Source organism: Paenibacillus sp. FSL R10-2734, from assembly GCF_037963865.1.
GTDB lineage: Bacteria > Bacillota > Bacilli > Paenibacillales > Paenibacillaceae > Paenibacillus_AQ.
Genome location: NZ_CP150170.1, coordinates 4,206,771 through 4,233,369 on the forward strand (window position 1 = coordinate 4,206,771; position 26,599 = coordinate 4,233,369).

The 26,599-nt window shown below is 41.2% G+C and carries 20 protein-coding genes and 1 pseudogene; 4 read left to right on the forward strand and 17 right to left on the reverse strand.

Going from position 1 to position 26,599, the window contains the following annotated elements; all coding sequences use genetic code 11:
• Window positions 1-2: 2 nt before the first annotated feature.
• From NSS67_RS18325 to NSS67_RS18340, 4 genes are all read right to left on the reverse strand, one after another.
• The gene (locus NSS67_RS18325) at window positions 3-2,594 is read right to left on the reverse strand and encodes a family 78 glycoside hydrolase catalytic domain (RefSeq protein WP_339315012.1); all 2,592 of its coding nucleotides are present in this window, start codon (window positions 2,592-2,594) and stop codon (window positions 3-5) included.
• A 15-nt stretch (window positions 2,595-2,609) separates the two neighbouring features.
• Window positions 2,610-3,896 (reverse strand): family 1 glycosylhydrolase, encoded by a 1,287-nt coding sequence (locus NSS67_RS18330; RefSeq protein WP_339315013.1) that lies wholly within the window; start codon window positions 3,894-3,896, stop codon window positions 2,610-2,612.
• Between the two features lie 30 nt (window positions 3,897-3,926).
• The gene (locus NSS67_RS18335; RefSeq protein ID WP_339315015.1) at window positions 3,927-5,369 is read right to left on the reverse strand and encodes a glycoside-pentoside-hexuronide (GPH):cation symporter; all 1,443 of its coding nucleotides are present in this window, start codon (window positions 5,367-5,369) and stop codon (window positions 3,927-3,929) included.
• Between the two features lie 66 nt (window positions 5,370-5,435).
• Window positions 5,436-7,853, reverse strand: coding sequence for a glycoside hydrolase family 2 TIM barrel-domain containing protein (locus tag NSS67_RS18340; RefSeq protein WP_339315017.1), 2,418 nt, complete (start codon window positions 7,851-7,853; stop codon window positions 5,436-5,438).
• 138 nt (window positions 7,854-7,991) lie between these two features.
• Here NSS67_RS18340 and NSS67_RS18345 point away from each other — a divergent pair, with 138 nt between their 5' ends.
• Window positions 7,992-9,197, forward strand: coding sequence for an AraC family transcriptional regulator (locus tag NSS67_RS18345; RefSeq protein ID WP_339315019.1), 1,206 nt, complete (start codon window positions 7,992-7,994; stop codon window positions 9,195-9,197).
• Between the two features lie 82 nt (window positions 9,198-9,279).
• On the opposite strand, the gene NSS67_RS18350 is transcribed toward NSS67_RS18345, so the two are convergent.
• Both NSS67_RS18350 and NSS67_RS18355 read right to left on the reverse strand, forming a co-directional pair.
• Window positions 9,280-10,383 carry a Gfo/Idh/MocA family oxidoreductase gene (locus tag NSS67_RS18350; RefSeq protein ID WP_339315021.1) on the reverse strand — a complete coding sequence of 368 codons (1,104 nt, stop codon included), beginning with the start codon at window positions 10,381-10,383 and terminating at the stop codon, window positions 9,280-9,282.
• A 24-nt stretch (window positions 10,384-10,407) separates the two neighbouring features.
• Window positions 10,408-11,067: a ThuA domain-containing protein gene (locus tag NSS67_RS18355; RefSeq protein ID WP_339315023.1), complete on the reverse strand. Its 660-nt coding sequence runs from the start codon at window positions 11,065-11,067 to the stop codon at window positions 10,408-10,410.
• Window positions 11,068-11,159: 92 nt separating this feature from the next.
• Here NSS67_RS18355 and NSS67_RS18360 point away from each other — a divergent pair, with 92 nt between their 5' ends.
• Complete coding sequence (locus NSS67_RS18360; protein WP_339315025.1) at window positions 11,160-12,065, forward strand: AraC family transcriptional regulator; 906 nt, start codon at window positions 11,160-11,162, stop codon at window positions 12,063-12,065.
• A gap of 97 nt (window positions 12,066-12,162) precedes the next feature.
• On the opposite strand, the gene NSS67_RS18365 is transcribed toward NSS67_RS18360, so the two are convergent.
• From NSS67_RS18365 to NSS67_RS18385, 5 genes are all read right to left on the reverse strand, one after another.
• A complete protein-coding gene (locus NSS67_RS18365) occupies window positions 12,163-13,275 on the reverse strand; it encodes an alpha/beta hydrolase (RefSeq protein WP_339315027.1) in 1,113 nt (370 codons plus the stop codon).
• Between the two features lie 238 nt (window positions 13,276-13,513).
• The gene (locus tag NSS67_RS18370) at window positions 13,514-15,973 is read right to left on the reverse strand and encodes a helix-turn-helix domain-containing protein (protein ID WP_339315029.1); all 2,460 of its coding nucleotides are present in this window, start codon (window positions 15,971-15,973) and stop codon (window positions 13,514-13,516) included.
• Between the two features lie 103 nt (window positions 15,974-16,076).
• Window positions 16,077-17,213: an MFS transporter gene (locus tag NSS67_RS18375; RefSeq protein WP_339315031.1), complete on the reverse strand. Its 1,137-nt coding sequence runs from the start codon at window positions 17,211-17,213 to the stop codon at window positions 16,077-16,079.
• Between the two features lie 97 nt (window positions 17,214-17,310).
• Window positions 17,311-17,937, reverse strand: coding sequence for an FMN-dependent NADH-azoreductase (locus NSS67_RS18380; RefSeq protein ID WP_339315033.1), 627 nt, complete (start codon window positions 17,935-17,937; stop codon window positions 17,311-17,313).
• Between the two features lie 34 nt (window positions 17,938-17,971).
• Window positions 17,972-18,556: a DUF3238 domain-containing protein gene (locus NSS67_RS18385; RefSeq protein WP_339315035.1), complete on the reverse strand. Its 585-nt coding sequence runs from the start codon at window positions 18,554-18,556 to the stop codon at window positions 17,972-17,974.
• Window positions 18,557-18,708: 152 nt separating this feature from the next.
• On the opposite strand from NSS67_RS18385, the gene NSS67_RS18390 reads away from it, so the two are divergent.
• Window positions 18,709-19,182, forward strand: a complete 474-nt coding sequence (locus NSS67_RS18390) for a MarR family transcriptional regulator (protein ID WP_339315036.1) — start codon at window positions 18,709-18,711, stop codon at window positions 19,180-19,182.
• A 96-nt stretch (window positions 19,183-19,278) separates the two neighbouring features.
• Here the strand turns inward: NSS67_RS18390 and NSS67_RS18395 are convergent, their stop codons facing one another.
• From NSS67_RS18395 to NSS67_RS18410, 4 genes and pseudogenes are all read right to left on the reverse strand, one after another.
• Entirely contained in the window at window positions 19,279-20,502 is a 1,224-nt protein-coding gene (locus NSS67_RS18395; protein WP_339315037.1) for a NupC/NupG family nucleoside CNT transporter, read from the reverse strand.
• Between the two features lie 200 nt (window positions 20,503-20,702).
• Window positions 20,703-21,095 (reverse strand): annotated as a pseudogene (locus NSS67_RS18400) (aldo/keto reductase); the annotation flags it as partial.
• Between the two features lie 433 nt (window positions 21,096-21,528).
• The gene (locus tag NSS67_RS18405; protein WP_339315038.1) at window positions 21,529-22,095 is read right to left on the reverse strand and encodes an NADPH-dependent FMN reductase; all 567 of its coding nucleotides are present in this window, start codon (window positions 22,093-22,095) and stop codon (window positions 21,529-21,531) included.
• Between the two features lie 18 nt (window positions 22,096-22,113).
• The gene (locus tag NSS67_RS18410) at window positions 22,114-23,172 is read right to left on the reverse strand and encodes an LLM class flavin-dependent oxidoreductase (protein ID WP_339315039.1); all 1,059 of its coding nucleotides are present in this window, start codon (window positions 23,170-23,172) and stop codon (window positions 22,114-22,116) included.
• A gap of 272 nt (window positions 23,173-23,444) precedes the next feature.
• Here NSS67_RS18410 and NSS67_RS18415 point away from each other — a divergent pair, with 272 nt between their 5' ends.
• Window positions 23,445-24,491 carry a stalk domain-containing protein gene (locus NSS67_RS18415; protein WP_339315040.1) on the forward strand — a complete coding sequence of 349 codons (1,047 nt, stop codon included), beginning with the start codon at window positions 23,445-23,447 and terminating at the stop codon, window positions 24,489-24,491.
• A 195-nt stretch (window positions 24,492-24,686) separates the two neighbouring features.
• Here the strand turns inward: NSS67_RS18415 and NSS67_RS18420 are convergent, their stop codons facing one another.
• Window positions 24,687-26,024, reverse strand: a complete 1,338-nt coding sequence (locus tag NSS67_RS18420) for an LLM class flavin-dependent oxidoreductase (protein WP_339315041.1) — start codon at window positions 26,022-26,024, stop codon at window positions 24,687-24,689.
• A 75-nt stretch (window positions 26,025-26,099) separates the two neighbouring features.
• Window positions 26,100-26,579, reverse strand: coding sequence for a DinB family protein (locus tag NSS67_RS18425; protein ID WP_339315042.1), 480 nt, complete (start codon window positions 26,577-26,579; stop codon window positions 26,100-26,102).
• Between the last annotated feature and the right edge of the window lie 20 nt (window positions 26,580-26,599).

Genomic DNA, 26,599 nt, shown 5'->3' on the forward strand with positions numbered 1-26,599 from the left:
AGTTATAGTTCATAAATAAATGTCCCGCAGGTTACGTCATACGTTTCATTATTTGGCATAATAATTTTTGCATTTGTATTCGAAGGAACCTCGATATGAAAGCGATAACCCGTATTCGTTGCTTCCCATTTGCTTGCAACAGCTCCATATATACTGTCATATTGCGCGTTGGCATAGGTCAAAGTGCCTCCGGGTATGGGTTGAATGATAAAGGAGTTTTCTCCAGACATACGAATGCCGCCAACTGTATCAAATAGCCATTCACACACTGAACCCGGTGAGTAATGATTACGGCTTGCTTCTCCATTCCAGTTTTCCCATACCGTAGTTGCCCCTGCTTTTACTTCTGCTAGCCAGCTAGGTGCGTCTTCATTTTCAAGCATTTTATATGCAATATCCGCTCTACCCGCTTCAGTCAATACCGGAAGTATAAAAGGCGTGGATAAGAAGCCTGTACCTATATGATAACCACGGTTTTCGACTGCTTTCACAAGCCGATGGCTTACATTTTGTTTCTTTTCTCCACTAAGAAGACCTAAGGCAAGCGGACGAACTAGTTTTGCTTGACGATCGGTGTCAATAGTGCCACTTTGTAAAAACAACCAATCATATGCTTTTTTAGCACCTTCAGCGTACTCAGTAAACCGTTTCTCGTCCTCAGATTTTCCCAAAGTACAAGCAATTTCAGCCATATGTGTCATTGTATAATGCAGATAAGCGGTACATTCTTCCGTACGCCGAGTAGAAGAACTAATTGGACCATCCCCATAATTTTCGGCTTCAAGCCATTCACCAAGATGCATGCCTTTTTCATAGGTGTAACGACTATATGGATTCTCATTAGCTTCCAGTACATCTACTGGTCCGGTGTTTTCGATCATATACATCGCGTATTTACGCATAACTGTGTAACAATCGCGAATGATCGAGAGATCACCGTAACGTTTCCAGTAGCGATAAGGAATGAGAACTACAGCATCACCCCAGCCAACCGATCCTCCAGTAGCTTTATACATCATATCGGCGCCAGTATAAGGAACTACTGCAGAGGATCTTCCGTCTTCAAATTGACCATCCGCAATATCTAACATCCATTTTCTAAAAAACGGTGCTACATTCATGAAAAAAGCTCCTGTGTTGAAGAAAACTTGGGCGTCACCTGTCCAGCCAAGCCGTTCGCGTGTAGGACAATCCGTAGGAATATCAAGAAAATTCCCTTTCATACTCCATCTAGTATTTTCAAAAAACTTGTTCACATTGTCGTTTGAACATTCGAAATCTCCAGTTTGCTCCAGATCAGAGTACACAGCTATAGCAGAAAATTGTGAAGCATCGAATTGAACCTCAGTTTCAATTTCTGCATATTGAAAGCCGAATACAGAAAACGCCATTTTATAATTATCCGTGTTTCCGCTACAAATAAATTCAATCTCCTGTTTCGGTGTGGGCACTAACTCATCTTTAATCTCACTTGAATTTCCTGTTATCAGCAAAAATTCTGTTTCTTGTCCAAATTCATTTGCCGGTTTTTTTACTTGAATATTCTCCTGTGTGAATTCTCCATTATCATCCAAAATCTCCCCGCAGCGCAGCTTTATTATCTGTCCTTTCTCTCCTCTTACTGTAAAAGAGATGAAACCTGCAATATTTTGGCCAAAATCAAGAACTTTTTTACCGTTTGGTGTTGTCATTAATGTAGCTGTAAATACTTCTTTCTCACGAACGTCTACATTCATGGATGCCGTAGGGACTCTATCTTCTGGTACAACTATTGCATTTCCACTATAACTAGGCACTTTAGAAGCATCATACACTTCGCCATCTTTAAGATCAGCAAAACGAAGTGGGCCGTCATTGCTCCATCTGAAGTGCTCATCGCTAATCATCGTTTCAGTCGTACCGTCAGCATAGTGAACTTCAAGCTGGCAAAGCAACTTGGTTTGGCGTCCAAATACGTTGGTCAAACCAAAACACCCAATAGAGCCACGGTACCATCCATCAGCTAATTGAATTTCTAATGTGTTGTCATTATTTAACATACTTGTTACGTCATATGCTTGGTATTGCAATCGATAACGATAATCCGTGCAACCCGGGGCTAAGCAGAAATCTCCCACCTTTAAACCATTTATTTTAGCTTCATACAGACCATTAGCTGTAATATACAATCGTGCCTTTTTGATTTCACTCTCCGCCAAAAACTCTAGTTTGAAGCAATCTACCGGATAACGAGTGTTGTTCTCGGGAGAATAGTTACCAGAAATCCATTTTGCACGCCAATCCTCTTCTTCAAGCAATCCCATTTCAAAAGATGAAGTAACCCATTCACCTTCTCCATCGTTTTCATCCCACAATTTCACAGACCAATATACAACATCACGACTATGAAGAGTTTGACCGTCATAACGAATATGAGTCATTGACGCTGAAGACACTTTTCCACTATCCCATATTACTGAATCATTGCAAATGGCTTGAATTTGATAAGCTGTCTGTTTTACTCCACCGTCACATTTCCAAAAAAATCTAGGATTCAATATATCAAGTGTCACCGGATTTGCTAGGTACTCTGTTTTCAAATGAATGGCTCTCATAGTAATCCCTCACTTTCAATATTCATTAGGACATGCATTACTCTGAGCGATTGTACCCAGATGCCTCGCGCTTGGTTTAGGCATACGTTTCTGTGTGTTCCGGTCCACCGCTATTAATCCAAAGGTTTTTGTGTAACCAAGCATCCATTCAAAATTATCAAGTAAGGACCAATGAGTATACCCTTGAACAGGAATTCCATCTTGGATGCATGCATGTACGCCGGAAATAGCTCGATTGATAAATTCCACACGGCGTTCATCGTTGTCCGTAGCAGTTCCATTTTCTGTTACGATAATCGGAATATCTATATGTTTAGAGACATAACGTATCACCTGTTCCAGAGCTTCCGGATTGTACAGATACCCCATTTGCGTTCGTTCAGCATCCTCCGGTATTGGCATTAATCCGTCTGGACCGTAAGTTTCGCTTGAATAATTCTGCAGACCAAAGAAGTCATCTCCCTTCAAATAAGGAATGAATTGCAGGAACTCCTCTTGATGTTCATGCTGAGCATTCTCTTCACCACCAGAACTAGCCTGAATATCAAAGAGCGACATCGTTAACCCAATTTTGGTAGCTGGACTCACTCTGCGAATTACTACTCTAGCTGCCATATGGGCTTCAAAGATCAGAGAAAATCCTCTTTTTGTTCTAGGACTGAGAAAATGTTGTACTTGCCGCGGGTCAATCCCAAACGCTTTTCCTAAAGCTCCGTAGTAGGTGACCATGCGTTGCTGCATGTCCGTTTGTAAACCCACTTGTGCAAAGGTTTCTTTGCCGGCAGTAAATTGTTTGATGACTTTGGCAATCCCTACAGAGATGTTAGCTTCATTAATCGTACAGACATAAGGAATCATGGAGCCTAGTTCAGACATTACATACTCGCAGTATCGAGCAAATCTTGCCGGAGTGCCCTCAGACTCCCAGCCGCCAACTGTAATCAGCCACTTTGGTGAAGAAAAATGATGCATCGTCACGATTGGAGTAATACCGCTTTCCTGACAAGCAGCTAAAACAACACGGTAATGATCTAGCGCTTCTACATTGAAAATGCCTTCCTGCGGTTCTATACGTGCCCACTCAATGGAGAAACGGTAAGTATTTAAACCAAGTTCCGCCATGAGCGCGATATCCTCTCTATACATACGATAGTGATCTACGGCATCACCAGAAGGCTCTTTAAAAGTTGTTCCTTCCAGTTTCTCCATCGTCCAGTAATCAGAATGCGTATTATTTCCTTCCACTTGATGGGCGGCCGTAGCCGCCCCCCATAAAAATTTCTCTGGAAAAGTCTTCTTCATTTCTTCTCTCATCCCCTTAAGATCGTTAATTTAGGAAGAAAAGTTATTAGGCCCCATATGATCTTCAACGGCTTGGTCGCTTTCATTCGATTGATTTCTCCGCAAATTTATCTCTTCAACGATTTGTTTATGTTTCTGCTCAGTCATATCCCATGCAAACATGACTAGACCTAATATAAATACGATGGCAGGTAAGAGTCCCATCATAAACTTAATCCCATTTAAAGAAGCAGCGGTTTGTGGAACATCTGGAACATATTTGACGTACGCCAATATTAAAGCCGTTACACCACCTGAAATAGCAGTGGACAAAGTTTGCATAAAGCCGCTGAGTGATCCTAAGAATCCTCCGCTGTTAGTGTTCAATTTCCACTCGCCATAGTCCACTGCAGCTGGAAGCATCGTACCTTGTGCAGGAGTTGCTATCCCCATAAATAGACCACCTATGGCAAATAACGCATAAAATGCTATTTTGCCGGAATCGTTCGCCGGCAAGAAGAACATGGCCACGGAAGTAACGATCGTAATAAAAACCATCATAAGAATATTGTTTTTTAATCCTATTTTTTTGGTTATCACAGGGCTTAGAAAAACTCCAATTATCGTTGGCAACATGGTTAGTGCTCCAACGACTACCATCATATTGGCATCTTCAAAAAAGTACTTATAATAATAAATTCCAACCGCTGAACGAATGGCATTAAATAGATTGAGTGCAAGAACAAATACTAGTGAAATGACAGCATATTTGTTTTTAACGAGTGTCTCCACGACTAACTTGAAATTAAATTTAACCTCACTCTCAACTTTTAGCGTAAATCTCTCTTTTACCTTACTAAAAATAATCATCGTAAAAATAATATTAAAAATCATCGCAATCAGCATGAAGCTTCTAAAGCCATCCGCTTGATTCCCATTACCTAACAATTGAATTAGTGGTAAGGATCCAATTTGTACAACAATAGCGAATACCATGATCCAAATATAAGAAGCTATCGAAATAGTCATTCTGTCGTCCTGTCTCTTGGTCATCGTAGAAGTTAGTCCTACGGCGGGTGCTGTTGCGACGGACATAAAGATACTGAAGACGATATAGGTGACAGTTGCAAAAATCATATTACCTAGGTGTCCAAAGTCTGTTGGAAAGAATGCTAGGAATCCGCCTACAGCCATACCAAGCCAAATGATGAAAAACCACGGCTTATACCTTCCCCACCTCGTGTTTTGTCTGTCCAGAAATACGCCAAAAACAGGGGTTATGCAAGCATCAAGGATTCGAACAGCAACAAACATGACGCCTACATAAGCTGGACTGATTTTTAATACGTCGGTGTAAAAAAACAAGAGCCAAGTCGAGATCATCATAAAATAAAAGGTTGATATTCCATTCGCTGAACCGAAAACTAATTTTTCGAAAAACGGTATTTTCTTATCAATTCCTACAACATTTGAATTCATACTTTCAGTACTCATAAAGCCCCTCCTCAATTTTGTTACATCAATGTAGTAGTGAATTAAATGTTAGCGCTTTCTTAAATGTTATTTAAAAACCTCAATTTTAGCAGTTTGTATCACACAGCCCTCTGCCTCAATAACCACATCAATAATTCCAATCTCTGTTGGGCGAATGACTGCTAGTGCTTTGCCATCGTAAGTAAAATGCGTTTGGTTCATATAGCTTTCTTCATTCTTGGGATTCGCGCTACCGAAGCCTTGTAGGACACCCGTTCCATTCACGATGACAGATACCTTGCGATCGGCAAGAGGCTTCAAGATTCCTTTATCATCAACAATGGAGATGTTAATAAAGGCCAAATCGTTATCATCTGCAGCAATTTGCATACGGTCAACTTCAACCTGAATGTTCACTTCACTCCCAGCAGAAACCAATGATGTTCGACCTGTTTCCTTTCCATCCGTATAAGCAACAGCCACTAATTCACCGTGCGAATAAACTGTATCGAACTCTGCTTTGAACGCATGAGCTTCACCAACAGCAGCTTTTCCAATTGTTTTACCGTTAATTATTAGTTCAACTTCTGTCGCATCGGAATATACTTCTACCTTGATCGGCCTATCTTCAAAGCCCTCCCAGCTCCAAGTGGATATAGAGTCACTCCAGCTCCATGGCATCATGTTCGGCTGCTCACCATAATGTGCAGGACGCTGTACAGCGATATATGGTTCTTTGCGTAATCCGAAGACAATTTCTCGATAATAGGAAACCGGAAGCCGATGGCCAATGATGTCAATATCACCACAATGTGCTGTTAGCCATGGATAAGCTCCAGATGCTCCAAGTCCTCGATTACCTTCGCCATATTCGACTCTGCCGAGGCCTGACTCTCCTAGATAATCCCATCCTGTCCAAGTGAAATCACCAATGAGATGTCCATTTTCCTTCACCAATTTCCAGTTGTTTGCGATATCCTTAGGGAATGTTTCAGTTCCACAAATCACTCGGTTAGGAAAAAGTACTTTATCCGTGAGATAACGATTGTCTGCATAGTTATAACCTGCAATATCTACTGTGGCAAAAGATTCAGCTGTAGCATTCGTAACAAATTCCAAGCCTTGAACATATTTAATCATGTCTCCTGCTGTTGCCATGGCAGTGTTCACATCACCTGAAGGTTTGTTAGTCATCATTTCTGATAATTTATCCATTACAGATACAAAACCGTTAATCGAATTAGTTACATATCTTGTTGGATCGATACTACGGATTTTCTCTGCAAGCTTTCTGCCCCATACAGCTCCATTTGCACTTCCTGTTTCTTTGATTTCATTTCCAATGGAGTACATGATCACACTCGGATGGTTAAAATCTTTATGAACCATAGCCTCGATATCCTGTTCCCACCATATTGGGAAATTCAAGGCATAGTCATGATCTGATTTCGTATTCGTCCATATATCAAAGCTCTCATCCATTACCAGCATTCCTAAACGATCACAGGCACTAAGCATCGCCTTGCTTAAGGGTTGGTGTGAGCTGCGAATAGCGTTGAATCCAGCCTCTTTTAAAATTTCAATACGACGCTCTTCGGCACGATTGATTGTGGCCGCTCCAATAACACCATTATCGTGATGGATGCATGCTCCACGCAGCTTAACAATCTCTCCGTTAATCGATAGACCATGTTCAGCATTTAATGAAAGGGAGCGGATTCCAAAAATATTGGTCTCCTCATCAAGAACCTTCTCCCCATTCATCAAAATACTTTTACAAGTATACAGATAAGGTGTTTCGACGCTCCATAGCTTTGGTAACTTTACAAGTAAACGCTGGCGCATGATTGCACGTTCCCCTGCAAAAGCAGTTAATGGAGATTGATCAAATGCTACCGTATTGCCCTCGGCATCTAGTATTTCGGTGACGACTCGAGTACCTTGTGGGTTGATGCCTTCATGTTCCACAACGGTTGCCACGTTCACAATAGCATGTTCGTCTGATATTTCTGGCGTGGTAATTTTAATGCCATCCATAGCGATATGCACTAAATTTGCGACCATTATTTTTGTATTACGATAGATTCCTGTTCCTGTATACCATCGAGAATCATCACTGCTTTTGGTGACGACTTTTATTTCATTTTCCTCGCCATATTTTAAAAACCGATCCGCTTTAATATAAAAATTTGAATAGCCATAAGGATGCTGTCCTGCAAAATCCCCATTGATGTACACCATCGCGTTCATGTATACACCCTCAAACTCAAAGGTAACTCTCTTCTCTTGATACGCCGCAGGGACTTGAAATTTCTTTACATAATCATAAGTACCATCTGGGAAATATCCTTTCTTACCTCCACTCCCTGCATTTTCGTTTCTTTGTTTGTAGACCATAGCATCATGGGGTAATGTAATCTTCTCTGGCTGCTGATCTGGAGCCATGTTAAAAAAGCCATTATTTGCTCCAACGGTCCAGCCATCGTTAAAAGAATCTCTAATCATATGTAGCTCACACCTCTCGTTGTTTTTAGCTGCGATAACTTTGTTTCTACTGTTATTTTAGAAAACGTTTACAACAAAAGATTGCATTCAGGTATCCTGAATTATATAATTGTGTCACCTTTGAAAGGGGTTACAAAGATGACACTTGATATCCAGAAATATTGTGAATATCTGTATAATTCCATGTACATACCGGTTTATCTATATGACAATCAAGAATTGATTGCCTGTTTCCCAGAACAAGATAGAGAAACCTTTCCCCCATCCCATTATCTTTCTAGTCTTTGGCAATCTCCTATTCATGTGTCTTATACGATGACTATGTTTTATTCGTTTTATGGACGGATCAAGATTGAGAACAGCAGTTGTGACTTGGTTATTGGCCCAATAAATGATTTTCTGTACACTAAAGAAACTCTCTCCAGCATGAGAAGAGAGTTTTCTGCGATATCATCGAATTCGGAAATTTTCGCTTCTTTTTTTCATAATATTCCTACACAAAATCTTGATATTTTTACGAATACACTGCTATTCATCAATTACACCTTGAACAAGACGCAATTGTCCAAAAAGGACATTATGGAATGTGGGGGGGCATACCTAGACACATCGATTCATCAAAACTATTCCCGAACTACTTATGCTGAAAAAGAAGACGGATTGTTAAATAATGTTATCCTCGTAGAAAATGAGCTGTTGCGGTATGTTGAAACGGGGAACTTGGCAGGGATACAACGGTTTTCAGAACGAGCGTTGAAAACGAAAGTTGGTAAAATTGCAAATGATAATCTCCGCCAGCTAAAGAATATGTTTATCGTTACTGTCACACTCGTATCACGCGCAGCTATTCGAGGTGGTCTTACGCCGAGCGTAGCCTATCAGCTATCTAATATTTACATGCAACAAGGAGAACGGTTAACCGATGTAGATAAGATCAATTATCTTCTAGGTCAGGTTCAACGAGACTATGCCAATCGTGTTGCAAACTCCATATCGCTTGACAAGATGGACAGTACTCTCTATCGAGTGATTCAATACGTTAGAGAAAATACAAATAAGAATATCACGGTCGCCGACGTCGCCAAACATGTGGGCTATAGTCGTCCCTATTTATCACGTAAAGTAAAAAAGGAATTAGGATTTGATTTAAGTGATTTTATTAAACAGTGCAAACTTGAAGAAGGCAAAGATCTGCTCGCATTCTCCGATAGAAGTATTAGTGAAATAAGCACATACCTATGTTTCTCAAGTCAGAGTCATTTTCAGAAATCTTTTAAAGATAAATTTGGGGTTACACCGCAAACGTATCGGAAATCTGCGTTTCATCATATCAAAAAAGAGTAGACGACTTATGTATCTGTCTTCTACCCTTTTATAAAGCTCATTATCTTCAGCGTTACATTCAGTATTTTACTCCATAAAGACCCTACCCTAAATACCCTTTGACTAACCCTAGCGGCAGTGGCTTGGGCTGCTCGCAGCTGGTGACCAGCTCGGCATACCGCTTAGAGTCGGAACTTGTATGGAAGGCATGCATAATTTCAAGTACGTGATTGGCGAGTTCTCCGTTAGCACGCGGAGTTTCCCCTGTGTCGATGCAGCGGGCCATATCCGCTACCCCTATGCCTCTGCTGTTATCTGCATAATTGTAGATAAGCGGGATCTCTTGGAAATCCGGGCTGTGTGCCGGGCGTAGAAGGATCGGCCCTCCGAAGTTGTTGGGGTCAGGTACGATCAAAGTTCCATGTGATCCGTAGATTTCGATCCTCGGCAATGTACTGTGCCAAACATCGAAGCTGGTGATCATCGTTGCCACGGCACCACTGCTAAACTCAATCGTTCCGGCGACATGTGTAGGCACCTCTACTTCAATGATATTACCAAACTTCTTTTCGCTAGTGATCATTCTATCAGCAAAGGTGGTTTTAGTAATGCCGCATACGGTTTTGGCTGGACCCAGCAAAGATACTAGAGCAGTAAGATAGTATGGTCCCATGTCAAACATCGGACCTCCACCGGCTTTATAATAGAATTCCGGATCTGGATGCCAGCTTTCATGTCCATGACAGAGCATAAAGGCAGTTGCTGCCACCGGCTTTCCAATATAACCATCCGCAATCAGCTTGCTGCAGGTTTGCAGACCACCTCCGAGGAAAGTGTCTGGTGCGCAGCCGAGGAACAAATTCTTTTCTTTCGCAAGGCGCACGAGTTCGGTTCCATTCTCTAGGGAAAGTGATAATGGCTTCTCCACATACACATGCTTGCCAGCTAACAAGGCTTGCTTACACACGTCAAAATGAAAATTAGGTGTTGTCAAATTAACGACAATTTCAATCTCTTTCGAAGCAAGTAATTGCTCAGTCGTCCATACATGAGGAACTCCATATTTCTCCGCTGCTTGCTCTGCTCGTCCAGTATCCAGGTCGGAACAAGCATAAACCTCAGTATTGACGAAGGTACCGTTCAAATTCTCGAAATAAATGCTGCTGATGTTCCCACAGCCGACTATACCTACCTTCACTTTGCGCAAAATCATTCCCACCTTATCTCAGTTTTAGTTGGCTGCCCACAAAAAGCCTTTTCGCATCAATTCTTTAGCTTCTGGAATATCAAAAACATCTGCATGATGTCCAAGTGAATTATAGAAAACCTTCCCTTTGCCCCATTTTTTCGTATATACAACAGGCATCGTGATGACACCATTCGCTGAATGCTCACCTTCACTCATCACGAATGTAGTGGTTGCCAAAACATCCACTGCTGGATCCACATGTAAATAATATTGTTCCGATGTCACCTTGAAATCTTGAATACCCTCCACAATAGGGCTTGATCCAGAGTGTAAGATATTAACTTCATATTCCACGCCATCGTTAAATGGATGAGCTACCCACTGTGACCCGGTCAAAAATTGCCAATCTGTATTGTTACGGAAGGAGTCACACATCCCTCCATGGCAACCGGCAATTCCTACTCCAGAAGCTACTGCTTTCAGAACCGTGGATACCTGATCATTGCTGATTTCTCCCATGGTCCATACCGGTACAATAAGGCTTAAGTCCGTAAGCTTTTCTGCACTGTTGAAGCTATCCAGCGTATCAGACACTTCAACCTCAAAACCCTCCGCTTCAAGTATGCCAGCAAAAATCGCAGCTACTTCATTTGGTTCATGTCCATCCCATCCACCTTTTACAATCAGAGCCTTCTTCGTCATCCTGCAATCTCCTTTGTATATGAAATGTACCTTTCGTCCATCTGATGAAATTGTAATCTAGATCGGAGATATCTGCTCGCCATTTCACTTGTATGAATGGTCATTTTTTGCTAAGTTTTAAAGGTGAACATAAAATTCAAATCGCATCAATAGGAGATCCCATGAAAGCTTTTCACGAAAATAGAACCTACCATTCGACGTTTCCTTTCACTGTAATACTGTCTGATAATATTGATTTTCTTGCCCACTGGCATAATGATCTTGAATTAGTTTATGTATTTGAGGGCGCAATTCGGATGGGAATTAATTCTGAAACGCGGGTCTTGGAAGCTGGTGACATAGCAATATGCAGTAGCGGAGACATCCATTACTATGACAGTAAAGATAGCACCTCTAAGATAATGATGGTTATTTTTAATCCTTCATTGATTGGCTTTCCTGGAGGATGGCCTCTGAAAGTGAAACTGACCTCTCCTTTTATTGTTAAGTCCTTAGTCACTAAAGTAGATGAGGTAGCTATCAACAACCGCCTTTCTGCGATCATGCAGGAGCTTATGCGCGAATATAATCAAAAGCTGGAACATCATGAACAGATAATCATTGGATTGTTGCACGAGTTAAGTGGGCTCATTTTACGGCATATTCCTTTGGATAAGATTAATCCACAGAAAGACAAAAGGCGCATCACTAACATGAAGATTATGCAAGAAGTTCTTGAATACCTCGATGACAACTATATGCATGCCATCACACTTGCTGACGCTGCTCATCAAGCCAATATGAGCCTCTTTTATTTCTCACGTTTTTTTAAGAGCATTTCAGGCAAAAGCTATATCGCGTACCTTAGCAACATCCGAATCAATCAGGCAGAACAGCTGCTGCTGACCACAGACAAAACCATTCTGGATATTGCACTGGAATGCGGCTTCACTAATATCCGTACCTTCAACAGAGTATTTAAACAGATTAAACAGCGGACTCCTAGTGAACTGCGTTAACTTACTTTTTGAGCAAACAAAAAGCCAATGATCTATTGGTTTAGATCATCGGCTTTATTTTAATACTCAAATGCACAAAGAAGTAATAAACTTCAAATTACACATTCTCTAACATGAAATTCCCAATTTCAATCAAGCTATCTTCCGCTTGCGGTGTAACACCCACCTGATCGGCAAAGCCGTGAGATAGTCCTTTGTAGCGTACAGTTTTCACTTTAACGCCCGACTCCTTCAGTTTTAAGGCATATGCATCATCCTCAATACGCAAAAAGTCATATTCACCAAATAAAATAATGGTAGGCGGCAACTCTTTCAGATTTCCTCGCAGCGGGCTCACATAAGGGATTGTATCATCTGGAACACCCAAATATTCGCCTAATCCGACAGTTCCTAAACCGCCGCTCAACAGATTCAGTATAGAACGAATCTCTTTATCCTGAGACGGGGATATTTCATAAACATCTCTACGCTGCATATGTTCCTTCATACCTGCTGCGTCCACGCTTGGATATAATAGTGCCTGCGCCTTTACCATCTGAGTTCCCTCATCCCGATCTTTCATTGCACATACCGTGGCTAGATTCCCACCTGCGGAATCACCAGATATACAGATGCGATTCGGATCACCATTGAATTCTTCAGCGTGAGCATAAGTCCATTTCAACACGGCATAACAGTCGTCGAGCCCAGCAGGATATGGATTTTCCGGAGCTAAGCGATAATCAACCTGAATCGATACGCAGCCGGTATTCGCAACCACGAGCTTGCACATCTCCTCCACCACATCAGGTCCTCCTGCTACGAACCCCCCTCCGTGAATGTAATAGAACACAGGCTGCAGTTCTTCACTTTTCTTCTGTGGGGTATAAATTCGTACAGGTATTGCCACATCACCGTTCTGAACCGTGGCATGCTTCACATCAACACCATCGGTGATCGGAATGCTGTTCACGCCATTCATCATTCTGCGCATTTGAGCTGCACTTTTTTGGATATTTTTCTTTCGGCTACCTTTCAGCATCATCTTAACCAGCATGCCCTTGAAGCCTTTAAGAATTGATTCCATACTCTGATAAAAGCGAGGATCCAGCACGCCAGGCTCATCCGTTTCAGGTATGGGCTTAATCAGGATGTCCAATCCATTTTCATTAATGACATGTTGTCTTTCAAGAATTGCTGTAAGAAGCTGTTTAGAATATTTACGTTCCATGATGATGCTCCTTTTCGAATATTGTATGGTTAAACTAATCGCGTCGATTTGAATGGGTTGCCATAACTTAATTATAGGTTTAGGTTTGCAGAAAAAATATCGCATTATTTCTTTTGTTATATACTTCTTTTATCATTATCATTGAAAGCAATTTCGAAATTGCTGTCAAGAGCAAAAATACAATATGAAAACAAAAAAAGGACAACATTAATGTCATCCTCGTTGTTTTATTTTCTCTTTATTGTGTTAGTAGAATCACTTGTACCTCATGCGGCTGTACAACAGCATTTAACACAAAATTTGCTGTCACTTGCTGCGACCGCATTTGAAATAATGGCAAGGACCGACTTTCAAGATAAGACCATTCTTCTGGACGCATGTTCTTGGGCGCACCCATTTTCAGCCATTCGTCGAAGGCACTTCCTCCAGCAGGACCTACCGAATACCTACGCTCTGTATAAACACCCGGCGTTAAGCCGTCGAGACAAATGTGATACTGACGGGTATTGCGTATATTGAACACGTTGTACCGTTCAGTTTGAGTCAGGTGAGTGGTATGCCGATAGCGATACAGTGTATCATAATGACAATAATTATATAAAAATATCTGTATTTCACCTTTTGAAGAAGTTATAAAATACCCGTCACCTTCAGCTATTAGGCTACTTCCTGCGTATCGTAACAACTGCAGCGCGCGGTAACAGCTTTTGGGCAATCCCCCGCGAGTAAATAAACCAAACCCGCCATGAAAAAGCTCCGGCGAAGGAACGATCTCCTCCATATGATCACTTAACGACCAGTATCCCATAGCCTCATACTGGTCGTAGTTTTCCAGAATGTTTTTGAAAAGAAAAGCGGATTTGTAGGAGGTATCGTTGCACAAATCACGCTGCCAGATGCTATTGCTCCACTCTTCAAGAATCACGGGCAGATTGCCGAAACCACGTTGACGCAGCAGCTTTTTAATCTTGTGCAACGCGTGCCCCAAAAACTGTTCATCACCGCTTGCCGCAAGAGCAAAAGCTTCATCCTCTGCCATGAGCTGAAGACCAGTGTCTTCTTGAGAGGGTAATATGCTGTGAAAAGCACGCAGAGCCAATGAGTCAGGTATACAGTTACCCCGGCTGCAAAACACCAGAAAGTCGTTGAAATAATCACTCGAATCAATGTTGCATCCTGGGCCAGAGATATGCAGCTGCGGATCGATAGCACGGATGGCGTGGCTGGTCTCGCGGTAAAGTTCCTCGTATTCTTCCATTGAAAACACACCATAGCCCGAAAACTCAGGACTCACGAAGGGAGCAAACTTCCATTCTCGCACTGACTCAATCCCATATCGATCAATGAAATGCCGAACAAGAGAAGTTACAAGGGCGAGCCATTCGTCTAATTTCTTCGGCATAGATAGGATGCTGGGCCTTTTGAAAGGAAACACTGCATCTCTCGCTAATGCTGAGGGCATATAACTGAATTCCACATAAGGTTGTAACTGCACTGAAAGCATGAAGTCCATTACCTCGTCGATATAAACAAAGTTGTACTCTATACTGCCCGACATTTTGCTGACATATAACATCATGTCATCGTCCAACAGACCTTTGCAGCGCATATATCGAAAGCCAATCTCCTTTTGGATCTTTCGTATTTGCGCTTGTACCGCGCCATTCAACAGATCTTTGGCATATCCTGCATTGATCAATGTCCGCCAGTTATGACTCAGCGTCCGAATCTTACGGCTAGTGTCCACATGAAGATCAAGCAACTCGTTAATCTGGGGTTGGACAAAGGATTGCTCGGGTTGATGTAAATGCTGCATCAGTGTAGAAAAATCGGTCGAGAATCCCTCGCTGGCCGTACTATTCTCCTTAAGCTCAACGGCATCCTGCTCATTTACGAGACGGTATTGCCCTGGTGTAACGCCAAAGCGCCGTTTGAAGACGTCAATCAACGCGTTGGTACTTGGAAACCCCACTTCTGAGGCGATGTCCGTGATCGTTTTTTCACTACGAAGAAGAGCTACTGCCTGACTCAACCTGACATTCGTAATGTATGCAGTGAAAGTAAGCCCAAGCTGTTTCTGAAATAAATGAGATAGGTAGGAGCTGCTTAAATAGATAGTGGAGGCTAGTCCACTCAGTGTAATATTCTCCCGATAATGTCGGTGAATATAATCGGTAGCTTTGCGCAGCCTTTCCCTGCTTGAGGATTTGGAGAGATCCTTATGCTTGTTCTGCTCAAGGAAATTATGCACTAGGTTGTTCAGCAATACTCCCACACGACTACGTAATAATATTGGTAAACGAGATTCATTTTTGTAATAGGCCTGGAATACGCTGGCGAACTCACTGCGGAGTATATTAAAGCGAGCTTGCTCCTCCTTCGGGTACAGAAAAGACTTACACTCTATATTTATACTTTCAATCTCAGGACAAAAAGCTGCCAAAAATGCGGGCGAGATAAACAACGACAACGCTTTGCCCGAACCTTGCATATCCAAGGCGTGCAGTTGGTAGCTATTCAACACAATAATGTCATCCTGCTGAACTTCATAGGTAAACTGATTGTCATCCAGCTGTAGTACCCCTGTTCCCTGCAAGATGTATAATATCTCAAGCTCCTGATGCCAGGAAGCGACAGTGTCTTCAGGGAGGTTAATTGAAAACCTAAAATCTGAGGCTATCAATGTATTTTCTTGCATACCTAACCTCCTATTCATATATCGTAATGGAGTTATCCCTCATCCAACATGCTATCATATAAATCTATGAAAGTAAGTTTACCATTGATAACGAGGGTTCGGTTCAGGTTATTTTTAGTGTCTTTTTTACAAATAAAATAAAAAGTATCAGACTGATAAACCCAGATATAGCACAAGTAATAAATACCATCTGATATCCCATAAGCTGTGAAACAAATCCTAGTAGAATAGCTCCCAAACCAATTCCTAAATCAAAAGCAGTTAAGAATGTAGCGTTCGCTACACCTCTTTTCACTGGTGGAGCTAATCGAATCATCGCTACTTGAAGAGCCGGTTGTGCTGATCCGAATCCAATTCCGTACAAAATAGCAGTAATAACTACTCCAGTAAGTCCTTTAGACAATGTTAGGACGAATAGTGCGACTATCAGAATGAAAAGAGCAGGAACAATAATGACCCCTTCTCCATATTTATCGGAGATCTTCCCTGTAAGTGGTCTAATTACTGCAAGTGTGACTGCATACACTAAGAAAAAAGTACCCGTATTCACTTCAATATTTGCCGCAAACAGTGGTAAAAATGTTGTAATGCCTCCAAAAGTAAAAGATAAGAAAAATGTAACAATAGCGATAGGGAAGACTGTTTTTTCAAAAAATGATATTGGTTTTTTTGATGTATTTTGAACTGTTGGAATTTTTGCACCAAACCCAAGTACGAATGCAATCAATGCTAATGCTGTGCAGAGAAGAAATAGGTAATGAAATGAATATGATTTTGTTATCCAAAGACCAACGATTGGTCCTAATGCCATTCCTAATGTCATTGCTAGTCCATACCATCCCATACCTTCCCCACGACGAGATTGTGGAATAACATCAGTCACTGCCGTGCCTATCGAAGTTGTAGCAACTGCCCAGCTGACTCCATGGAGGATACGTAATACTACTAAAAATATAATGCCTGTTACCCAATCATAAAAATACATGGTTATAGCAAAAAATAGTAATCCGCTTATTATAAATGCTCGTCGACCATACCGATCCATTAATCCTCCAATTATAGGACGGAAAATTACTGCCGATATTGTAAACACTCCAATAATTAATCCAACCTGAGATTCACTTCCACCTAATTGTTTGATAAACATAGGCAGTGTTGGCATCAGTAAATAAAAACCACTAAATAGTAATAAAGCTGTAATTGTCAGCATGATATAATTTTTTGTCCATAAACGTTCCATTGTAATGTAATCCTTCTTTCCGTAGGCGAATAAAAAAGCAGTACCACCGCTATAACAGTGTTGGTACTGCCTTATAGAGTGATAATAGTTTGGTTAATTAGAGCAAACTTGATACTGTAACAGCCCTTTCAAGCCCTTCGGCTATAATCTCTTCTGCCTTATCAGGGAATTGGCTGTGTCCTTCAATCACGATGGTCTCCATATCTTTTACACCGAAGAAGTTCATCATACTTGTAACATATTTAACAGCCATCTCTACATCAGCTTTTGGTCCCTCAGAATATACACCGCCACTTGCGTTTAATAATACAATTTTTTTATTTCCAATAAGACCTACTGGGCCTTCTGGCGTATATTTAAATGTTTTGCCCGCGCGGTTTAAGTAATCAATATACGTGTGTAGTACTGCTGGGATGGTTAAATTCCATAAAGGGAACCCAAATACGACTTTATCAGCTGCAAGGAATGGATCTAAATATTTGTCAGCAACAGCTACAGCTTTTGCTTCTTCTACTGTTAAATCTAATCCTCTACTAGACTTAAATGTACCGTTAATCATATCTGCTCCTACGTAAGGCAATTCCTCGTTGTATAAATCCAACTCAACCACTGTATCATTTGGATGTGATTCTTTATAGCTCGCTAAAAATGTCTCATATAATCTAACACTAACCGCTTGATCTGCTGGGCGGTTGTTTGCTTTTACAAATAAAACTGTTGTCATTCTTTGTTCCTCCTGATGTTCACTCTTTAGTTGTTTATAATATTTTGTTGAAACTATACTCCATTTCTCCAGCCATAGCTGCAGGAGTATCACCCGTTTCTCTGAAATCATGTGTATAAATTTGTTCAAACGGTCCAAAGCTCACTTGCTTATAAAATTCAAAACAAGGAAATCCGTCATGTGCTCCTTGCATATTGACAGTACCATCTTTTTGGATATGGACTATTAATAGATAGTCAACTGGAGGTGCTAATGCATTTAATGGATTGCTAGCACTTGCACTCATTTGAAACTTGACGTTATCGGAACCCCATACAATATCAGTGCACAAAATACCTTCAGTACTAGCTTTTCCTGTTTTTTTATTAACAGATCCATCTGGAGTTGTGACTCTTTCTGTTGTAATGCCAGTATTTGCATAAGTGAAAATTTCTTGTTTGTTAAAATCTACAACTACTTCTTGTTCAACTCTGGAGCGCATTGCGTTGACAGCATAGGGTGTAAATTCACGTGAGTCACCTTCAAATTCGATTACGTTTCCTGTTTCTATATCCTTCCTAGGATCTGTCCAAGCTATTGGAATAAACACACTAGCTCTAATTTTAACAATATTAGTCATGAGAACCCCCCGTATTTTATTAAATCTGTTTTAGTGAATACTGTTTCTTTCACAATAAAAAAAGTAGTCAACTTGATTGACTACTTTTTGCATAGTACAATGTATTTCGAACAAAGTCAACTAAGTTGACTTTATTTTAGGAGGTTTTATGTATGACTCAGGAAGTATTTAGTGAATTCGATCTGACATCACTTTTATCATTATCCTTTAGCACATCAATTAATGAACTACATGATAGATTGCGTGAATTGGGATTTGGAGATATTAGACCCGTACATGGTTTTATGTTTAAATGTATTACTCCAGACGGAGCAACAGGTATAGAACTCGCCGAATTTTTAGGGATTACTAAGCAAGCTGTAAGTAAAATGGTGGATTATCTTGAGAAAAGTGGTTATGTAATGCGCAAAGATCATCCCACTGACAAGAGAGGAAAAATCATTGTTTTGAGTGAGCGAGGTTGGTTAGTAGTGAAAGCAAAAGAGAACATACTAACTGAGATGGAGCAACGTTGGATTGAAATCATTGGTTCTGAACGACTGCAACTGCTCAAAGATGATTTAACAAAACTTGTATATGAAGCAAATGATGATAAATTACCAACGAAATTAAGACCTGTCTGGTAATCAAACAATAAATCCCCGATGACATGTTATCATCGGGGATTTATTGTTAATATCCTATCCATTTTCCTCGAAACACCAAACAAGTAGCAAATACAATTAACCGATAATCATACCTGCAATAGCGGCGCTTAAACAAGAGGCTAGTGCGCCTGCGATGATTGCTTTTACGCCTAAGCGGGCGATGTCAGGTCTGCGTTTAGGTGACAGTTTGCCAAGTCCTCCAAGTAAAATTCCTAGAGATGAAAAGTTAGCGAAACCACAAAGTGCGAAGCTAATAATCACCACTGATTTTTGAGACAAAGTATCGATAAGTGGTGCGAAATTACTGTATGCCACAAATTCATTAATTATTAATTTTTGACCGATGAAGTTACCTGCAGTCAATGCTTCATCCCACGGCACGCCAATTATAAACGCTAAAGGAGCAAAAACATAGCTCAATATCAGCTCAATGGATAATTGGTCAAAACCAAACCAACCTCCAACAAAACCTAAAATTCCATTAATTAATGCAATTAAGGCGATAAAAGCAAGCAGCATAGCTCCAACGTTCAGAGCAAGTTGAAGTCCAGTTGCTGCACCATTTGCAGCAGCATCGATCACGTTTGATGATTCGTCATCTCTTGCCATTTCAAAACCTTCAACCTCTTCTTGGCTTCCTTCTGTTTCAGGAATCATGATTTTAGACAATACTAACCCAGCTGGAGCAGACATTACACTTGCGGCAAGTAGATATTCTAAAGGAACCCCAAGCAATGAATAACCTACTAACACACTACCCGACACAGAAGCCAAACCACAGACCATCACGGAGAACAATTCAGAAATAGTCAATTTATCAATGAAAGGTTTAATAACGAGAGGAGCTTCTGTTAAACCCACGAAGATATTTGCAGTTGCGGAAAATGTTTCAGCTTTTTTAGTACCAAGTAATTTAGATAGTGCGCCTCCAACATATTTAATCACAAATTGCATAATACCTATGTAATATAAAACTGATATTAAAGCAGAAAAGAAAATAATAATTCCTAGAACATTAAATAAAAAAACATGAGTAATGCCAGATTCAGGTGTGTAAATTCCACCAACTAAGAAGTTAATGCCTTCGTTAGCGTAACCGATCACTGCATTAACCCCATCCGTTACTTTTTGCAGAATAGATCTACCTAAAGGCCATTTTAAAACAATAAAAGCAAAGGCTATTTGAATAGCTAAAGCTACAGCAATTGTACGGAGATTAATTTTTCTTTTGTTGGTCGAAAAAAGGAACGTTATTCCTAGAATACATAATATCCCTATCAAACCCCATAAATAGCTCATCACTACACCTCATTTAATGATTGATTTCTCTATTTATGATAAGCTTTCCAATCATTATCATTTTGATGCAAAAATTTAAAACATGCTGCATCTCTTCCCTCCATTCGCAAGTGAATATAGTCAAAACAAAAATAGCCGGAATACTCCCAATTTAGGAATATACCGGCCGTTTATCGTGTTAATCACTCATTTATTATTCTTTACTGAGCTCCCACAATTGGATGCGGAACATACAGTTCTTCTAGAAATGAAATTTCTTCAGGGTTTAGTTTTACGGATAGAGCATCTACGGAATCTTCGAGCTGAGCGATTTTCGTCGCCCCCACTATAGGAGCAGCTACAGAAACTTTTTGTAATAGCCATGCATACATAGCAGAAGCACCAATATATCTGGCCTTTCCAGACTTCACCACATCATGCATAGCTTCCATCGTTTCTTCAATGGGCGTGTTATAATCCCAGCGATGAATGATGTAGAGATCTACATATTCGGTTCCAAGTCTCTTCAAGCTGTTATCTATTTCACTCATAATCGCTTTTCGAGCACGACCGATAATCTCTTCACTAGACCCACTTGCATAGATATTCGTTGTATGAATGAACTTCGTGAGAGATGTGAAGCAGCCTCTGATTTGGATTTTATAACGGGGTCCGTGATTTAAACGGATTACTTTGAGAGTAACTATGCCTTTTTCTCCATGATGTTAGCTAGTAAAAAGAGCCCCTTTCTTCCAGAGTCGATTTCTGGAATTTCTTATAGAAGAGTTCAAAGACGAAGTAGATATCACAAAGGGTAAAACCGAAGGTTTAAATAAAGATCTAGTCGTACAATTTGTAGCTTCTTCGTACGTGGGTGTAGTTGAATGGTGATTCACGAACGAAAGACCGGTAACCTATCAGTATTAGCAGAACAGCTGGGAGCCTTGTTGGAACGAAATTGTTCAAATAACCCCTCATCCTAATGGATGAAGGGTGACTTGAAAAATAGTATATAGTTTGCGAAATGTTAGCCTATTTTGATCTTCCTTAGAAACCATATTTAGCTTCTTCAGCCTCTCGAATTTTGGCATAAGTCTCAGAGAGTACATAGGTATCTTCCACTAAGCGGTCTATACGGAATAGCACATCATCATTTACTATTTCTTTTCGATAAAAATCCTTCTCTTCTATAAATACATACGTTTGAACAATTTGCGCTTTCATATAGGCCAATATCGGTTTCAATTGCTGCTCAGCTACCAGATAGTGACGTGCAGAACCTGCCGTGACGAGCATACTTACAACCTTGTGTTGAAATGCTTTTTCAGGAGCTAAATCGAATATATTCTTTAGTGTTGCTGGGATGGAAGCTTGAAATATAGGCGTTCCGATTACAATAACATCTGCTTCCATGATCGTTTGAATTACGTACTTGGTGTCCCCTTCGTATTCCAGATAATTGCGACCATCACTGAACTGAACATCATACTCCGCCAGATCTAGAAGTGTAACTTCTGGATCTTGGTATTTTTCATGAAACGAATTTACTGTGTAATTCATGGCAATTCTGGTTTTCGAGCCTATCATTGAGCCTGATAACGCTACGATTTTCATATTTCTGACCTCCTGGAGTTATTTTTTTGCCGTATATTTTTTAATAGCTGGTAGAATTTCAGAACCGATTAAATCTATATTTTTCATTAAATTTTCAAAAGGTACACCACCAAAATCCATTTGCGCGATATATCGTTGATGGCCGAAGAGTTCATGTTGATATAGAATTTTTTCAATGATTTCCTGTGGGCTGCCAATATTCATAACATCGCGCGGATCGGCTCCTTGAGCAAACGCCTGTTTAGGAAAACCACGTCCATTGGTTAATTTCATTCCTTCGTTTATATATGGATAATAGGTTCTTTGTGCCTTCTGTGTCGTTTCATCCGCGTAAAAGAATCCAGCAGTCGCTACAGGCAGCTTCGATGGATCGAATCCGTTCTGACTTGCAGCTTCTCGATAAGCATCAATGGATCTTTTAAACAAGACTGCGGGACCCCCTAAATGGGCCAAAAACATAGGTACACCTGCAACGCCTGCTTTGATCGCACTGGCGGAAGTCCCCCCTACAGCTCTCCATATCGGTAAGTTTCCCTCTTCAGGGCGGGGGAGAATTCTTGCATTTTTGAGAGGGTTACGAAATTCTCCCTTCCAATTCATAACTTCGTTTTCATTTATTTTTAATAACAAGTCGAATTTTTCTTCAAATAATTCCTCATAATCGTTAAGATCATAACCCAACAATTCATATAGTCCTACTCTGGAGGCACGCCCAGCTATAATTTCAGCTCGACCATTTGAGATCAAATCAATTGTAGCGAAATCTTCGTACACCCTAACCGGATCAGAGGTACTTATAATCGTAGATGAGCTACCTAATTTCATTTTCTTAGTAGCCTGTGCTATAGCTGACAGCACAACGGTATGCGCCTGAGTAGCAAAATACTCTTGATGACTCTCTCCTACACTAAAAAAATCAATTCCTGCTTGCTCCGCTAATTGAGCCAAGTCAATAATTTCACGTATGCGTTGTTTGGCAGATATTCTGCTCCCAGTTTCAGGGTTCGCAAGATGATCACCTAATGTATAAAGTCCAAATTCTAAGCCGTTGTCTGCATTGATCCGATATTGTTCCATAATTATCCTCTTTTCTTTAAGAAGTTAGAATTCATTTATGATTTGCCCATTAAATATATTTTCGTAAGTGACTATATTAAGTATAGTTAAATGCTTACATAATGTCAAACTAATGATCTTGTTAAGAAAAAACTATTCGAACTCAGCCTCTGTGCTAAGAATCCCTTTTTGTAGAATCGCTCTTTGAAAGCCATATAATAATCTCCATATGGTATATTTAGGATATTAATTTCATTATTAAAGTGATGAACAAATAAAGGAGAGTTATAGTTATGCAGAACCGCCGCTTTATGAACGTATTGCTTATTCTTTTCTTGTTAGCTTCCTATTCGACTCCGATCTTCGCATCGGCTACTGTTTTACCGAATCTATCCGATTCTATCGAGCGTTCTATGATCCAACCATCCGTCACAATTAATGGCAAGAACTATTCCTTTCAAGGTATGCTGCCTACTCTGATAGACGGAAAAACGTTCGTTTCAACCCAGCTTTTTGAGCATCCCGACATTCAAGCTGATATTACGAAGTTTATAGATAACGAATATCCACACGTTTTTTTTTCACATTTTAATGGAGTGCTTTCTATTTATCCGGATAAAAGTGATTATATGTTAATCGATGACAACGTAGATAGCGAGGATCCTTACGTTTGGATCGATTGGAAGAGCCCTTCACCCTATCTCTCCGGCAATGATATCATGGTTCCATTGCGCGCTATTGCCGAACGAATTGGGATCTCCGTTGGTTGGGATGTAGCAACTAGAACAGCAATCATTACTACGGATGATGACTTTCGTGATGAACTCGAATCTCCTGAGGAGTGGGAAGACTGGCTAGGAATGAAACCTATCGAGATGGATGACACTTCAGGAGAGGAAATAACAGAGGAGGAGTTAAATGAATTTCTTAAATCGAACGGACTTCCTGTTCTGGACTCTCGGATTATTGATAAATATACAGCTGTACTCTTACATATCGAAGAAGAAGATGGCGTAGAATCGCTCACGTTGGAATACGTCGATCGTTTGAAAAACGGAAGTTTGGGCTGGAGTATGGGATTTGGCATGGGGGATAATGGAGACGACGTCCAAGTGAAGCGGAGCGGACAACTCGTTAGTGTCGGTATGTTCGATCAAGGTCTTAAGAAGCAATTCAGTCATTTCGAGGTAAGTTACAAAGTTCATGATAAGAGAGTAACTCACACTTATGATATGGCGGGTAAACAAGGAATGTTTTTTGACATTCCTGAGGAAGTGAAAGGCGGGGAGATAATATTCTTTGGGAAAAACGGTTACACATTCGAAACGTACTTCTGGTGAGTTGACGAGCGTAAACAAACGTAAAAGGTATCCCACTGGGGTACCTTTTACGTTTGTTTACCACTTGCCGATCCACTATGTTGCATTGCAAGCCTAACCAGTATCCGCTCACCAAGAACCAACATCGCTTCATCAATATTAAACTGTGGATGATGGAAGGCATGCACGATTCCCTTTTTCTTTTTGCCGCAACTGTTAAATTTGCCCTGCCGGTTGAGAAGCCTTGGAATAACGGTTTTCCGGCAACGGAATGCCGAGGTTTCCACGCAGCGTGTCACTTTCGTATTCAGTGCGGAACAAACCCCGCTCCTGCAAAATCGGCACCACTCGATCGACGAATTCTTCCAGTCCATTAGGGACAGCAGCAGCGATCATAAATCCATCTGCCCCACCACTCTCAAACCAGGTTTGAATCTGATCAGCTACTTGCTCCGGCGTTCCAATGAAGCTGCTGCGCGGGGTAGCAGATTGCAAGGCGACCTGTCGTAGTGTTAACCCTCTCTCCTTCGCATCCTTTTTGATTTTATCCGTGCCGCTCTGAAAGCTATTGCGCCCCAACTCGCCAAGCTCAGGGAACGGCTCATCCAGCGGATATTGCGAGAAATCATGATGCTCGAAGAATCTGCCTAAGTAGTTCAGTGCATTCTCAATCGTTACAAGTCCGGCAACCTCCTGGTATTTGCGCTCTGCTTCCTCTGGCGTATCGCCGATGATTGGAGCAATTCCAGGAAAGATCAGCACCTCATCCGGATTCCGATCAAACGAAGCTACCCGTGTCTTAACATCGCTGTAGAATGCCTGGGCATCTTCAAGTGTTTCGTGTCCAGTGAAGATAGCATCCGCTTCCTTCGAAGCGTAATTCTTACCGACTTCCGAGGAGCCTGCTTGAAACACGACGGGTTGCCCTTGCTTCGAACGAGCAATATTCAGCGGTCCCTTCACGGAGAAGAACTCTCCTTGATGGTCCAGAGTATGCATTTTTTGCGGATCAAAGAATACACCTGATTCCTTGTCTCGGACAAACGCATCATCCTCCCAAGAATCCCATAATCCGCGCGTCACCTGCAAATATTCGGTGGCAATGCGGTAGCGCTTGCCGTGGTCAGGATGCTCTTTTTTGCTGTAATTTGAGGCAGAGCCTTCCAGCGGTGAAGTCACTACATTCCAGCCGGCACGGCCGCCGCTGATTACATCCAGTGAGCCGAATTGACGCGCTACAGTAAACGGTTCACTGTAGGAGGTGGATAAGGTACCAACCAACCCGATATTAGTGCTGACGGCAGCGAGTGCGCTAAGGATGGTCAGCGGCTCAAACCGGTTAAGGAAATGAGGAATGGACTTTTCATTAATGTACAGACCGTCTGCGATGAAGATCAAATCCAGCTTACCTTCCTCAGCCTTCTGTACCCACCCTTTGTATAATTCAAAGTTTACACTGGCATCCGGTTTGGCATCTGGATGGCGCCACATGGACGTGCTGCCTCCTACGCCATGAAGTAGTGCACCCAGCTTCAGTTGTCTTAGTTTGGTCATGTTCATTCCTCCTAAAAGTTTTGTGAGCATACGCTTCCTAGATTTCACTTCATACAAAACTGACTTCGGAAGCAATCATTGCACAAAGGATGCACTAGCCGCGCCCCGCTTGATTCGCTCGATCTGGCCAAGATGCCTCTCCACATGTGCAGTGAAGCTGCGAACGATATCGGCAATTTTCACGATCTCTCCTTTGAAATTAACCCCGCTTTTCTCCCAATCCTCTGCGCTGAGCCGTTCAAACAATAGGCTGTTATAATAAAGCAGGCTGCGGAACAGCTCCAGACTGTCGGAAGCATTCCCGCTGTTGGCGTACTGGCCGCTCACCCAAGCGTCCTGATTGAAGACTGGAAGCTGCGCAGTCGTAGCGGCGAGAATATCACGAATGCGGAACGAAACTACGATACTGTGATCAGCTAGATGTGCCAATACCTCAGTAACACTCCAACTGGCGGGTTCCGCCTTCCATTTCAGCTGCTCCTCTGTTAACCCGGCGGTCGCTTTCACTAATTGATGGTACGTCCTTAGATAATCACTGATCTGAACTCTGCTCATTTAATCCCCTCCAATATAAG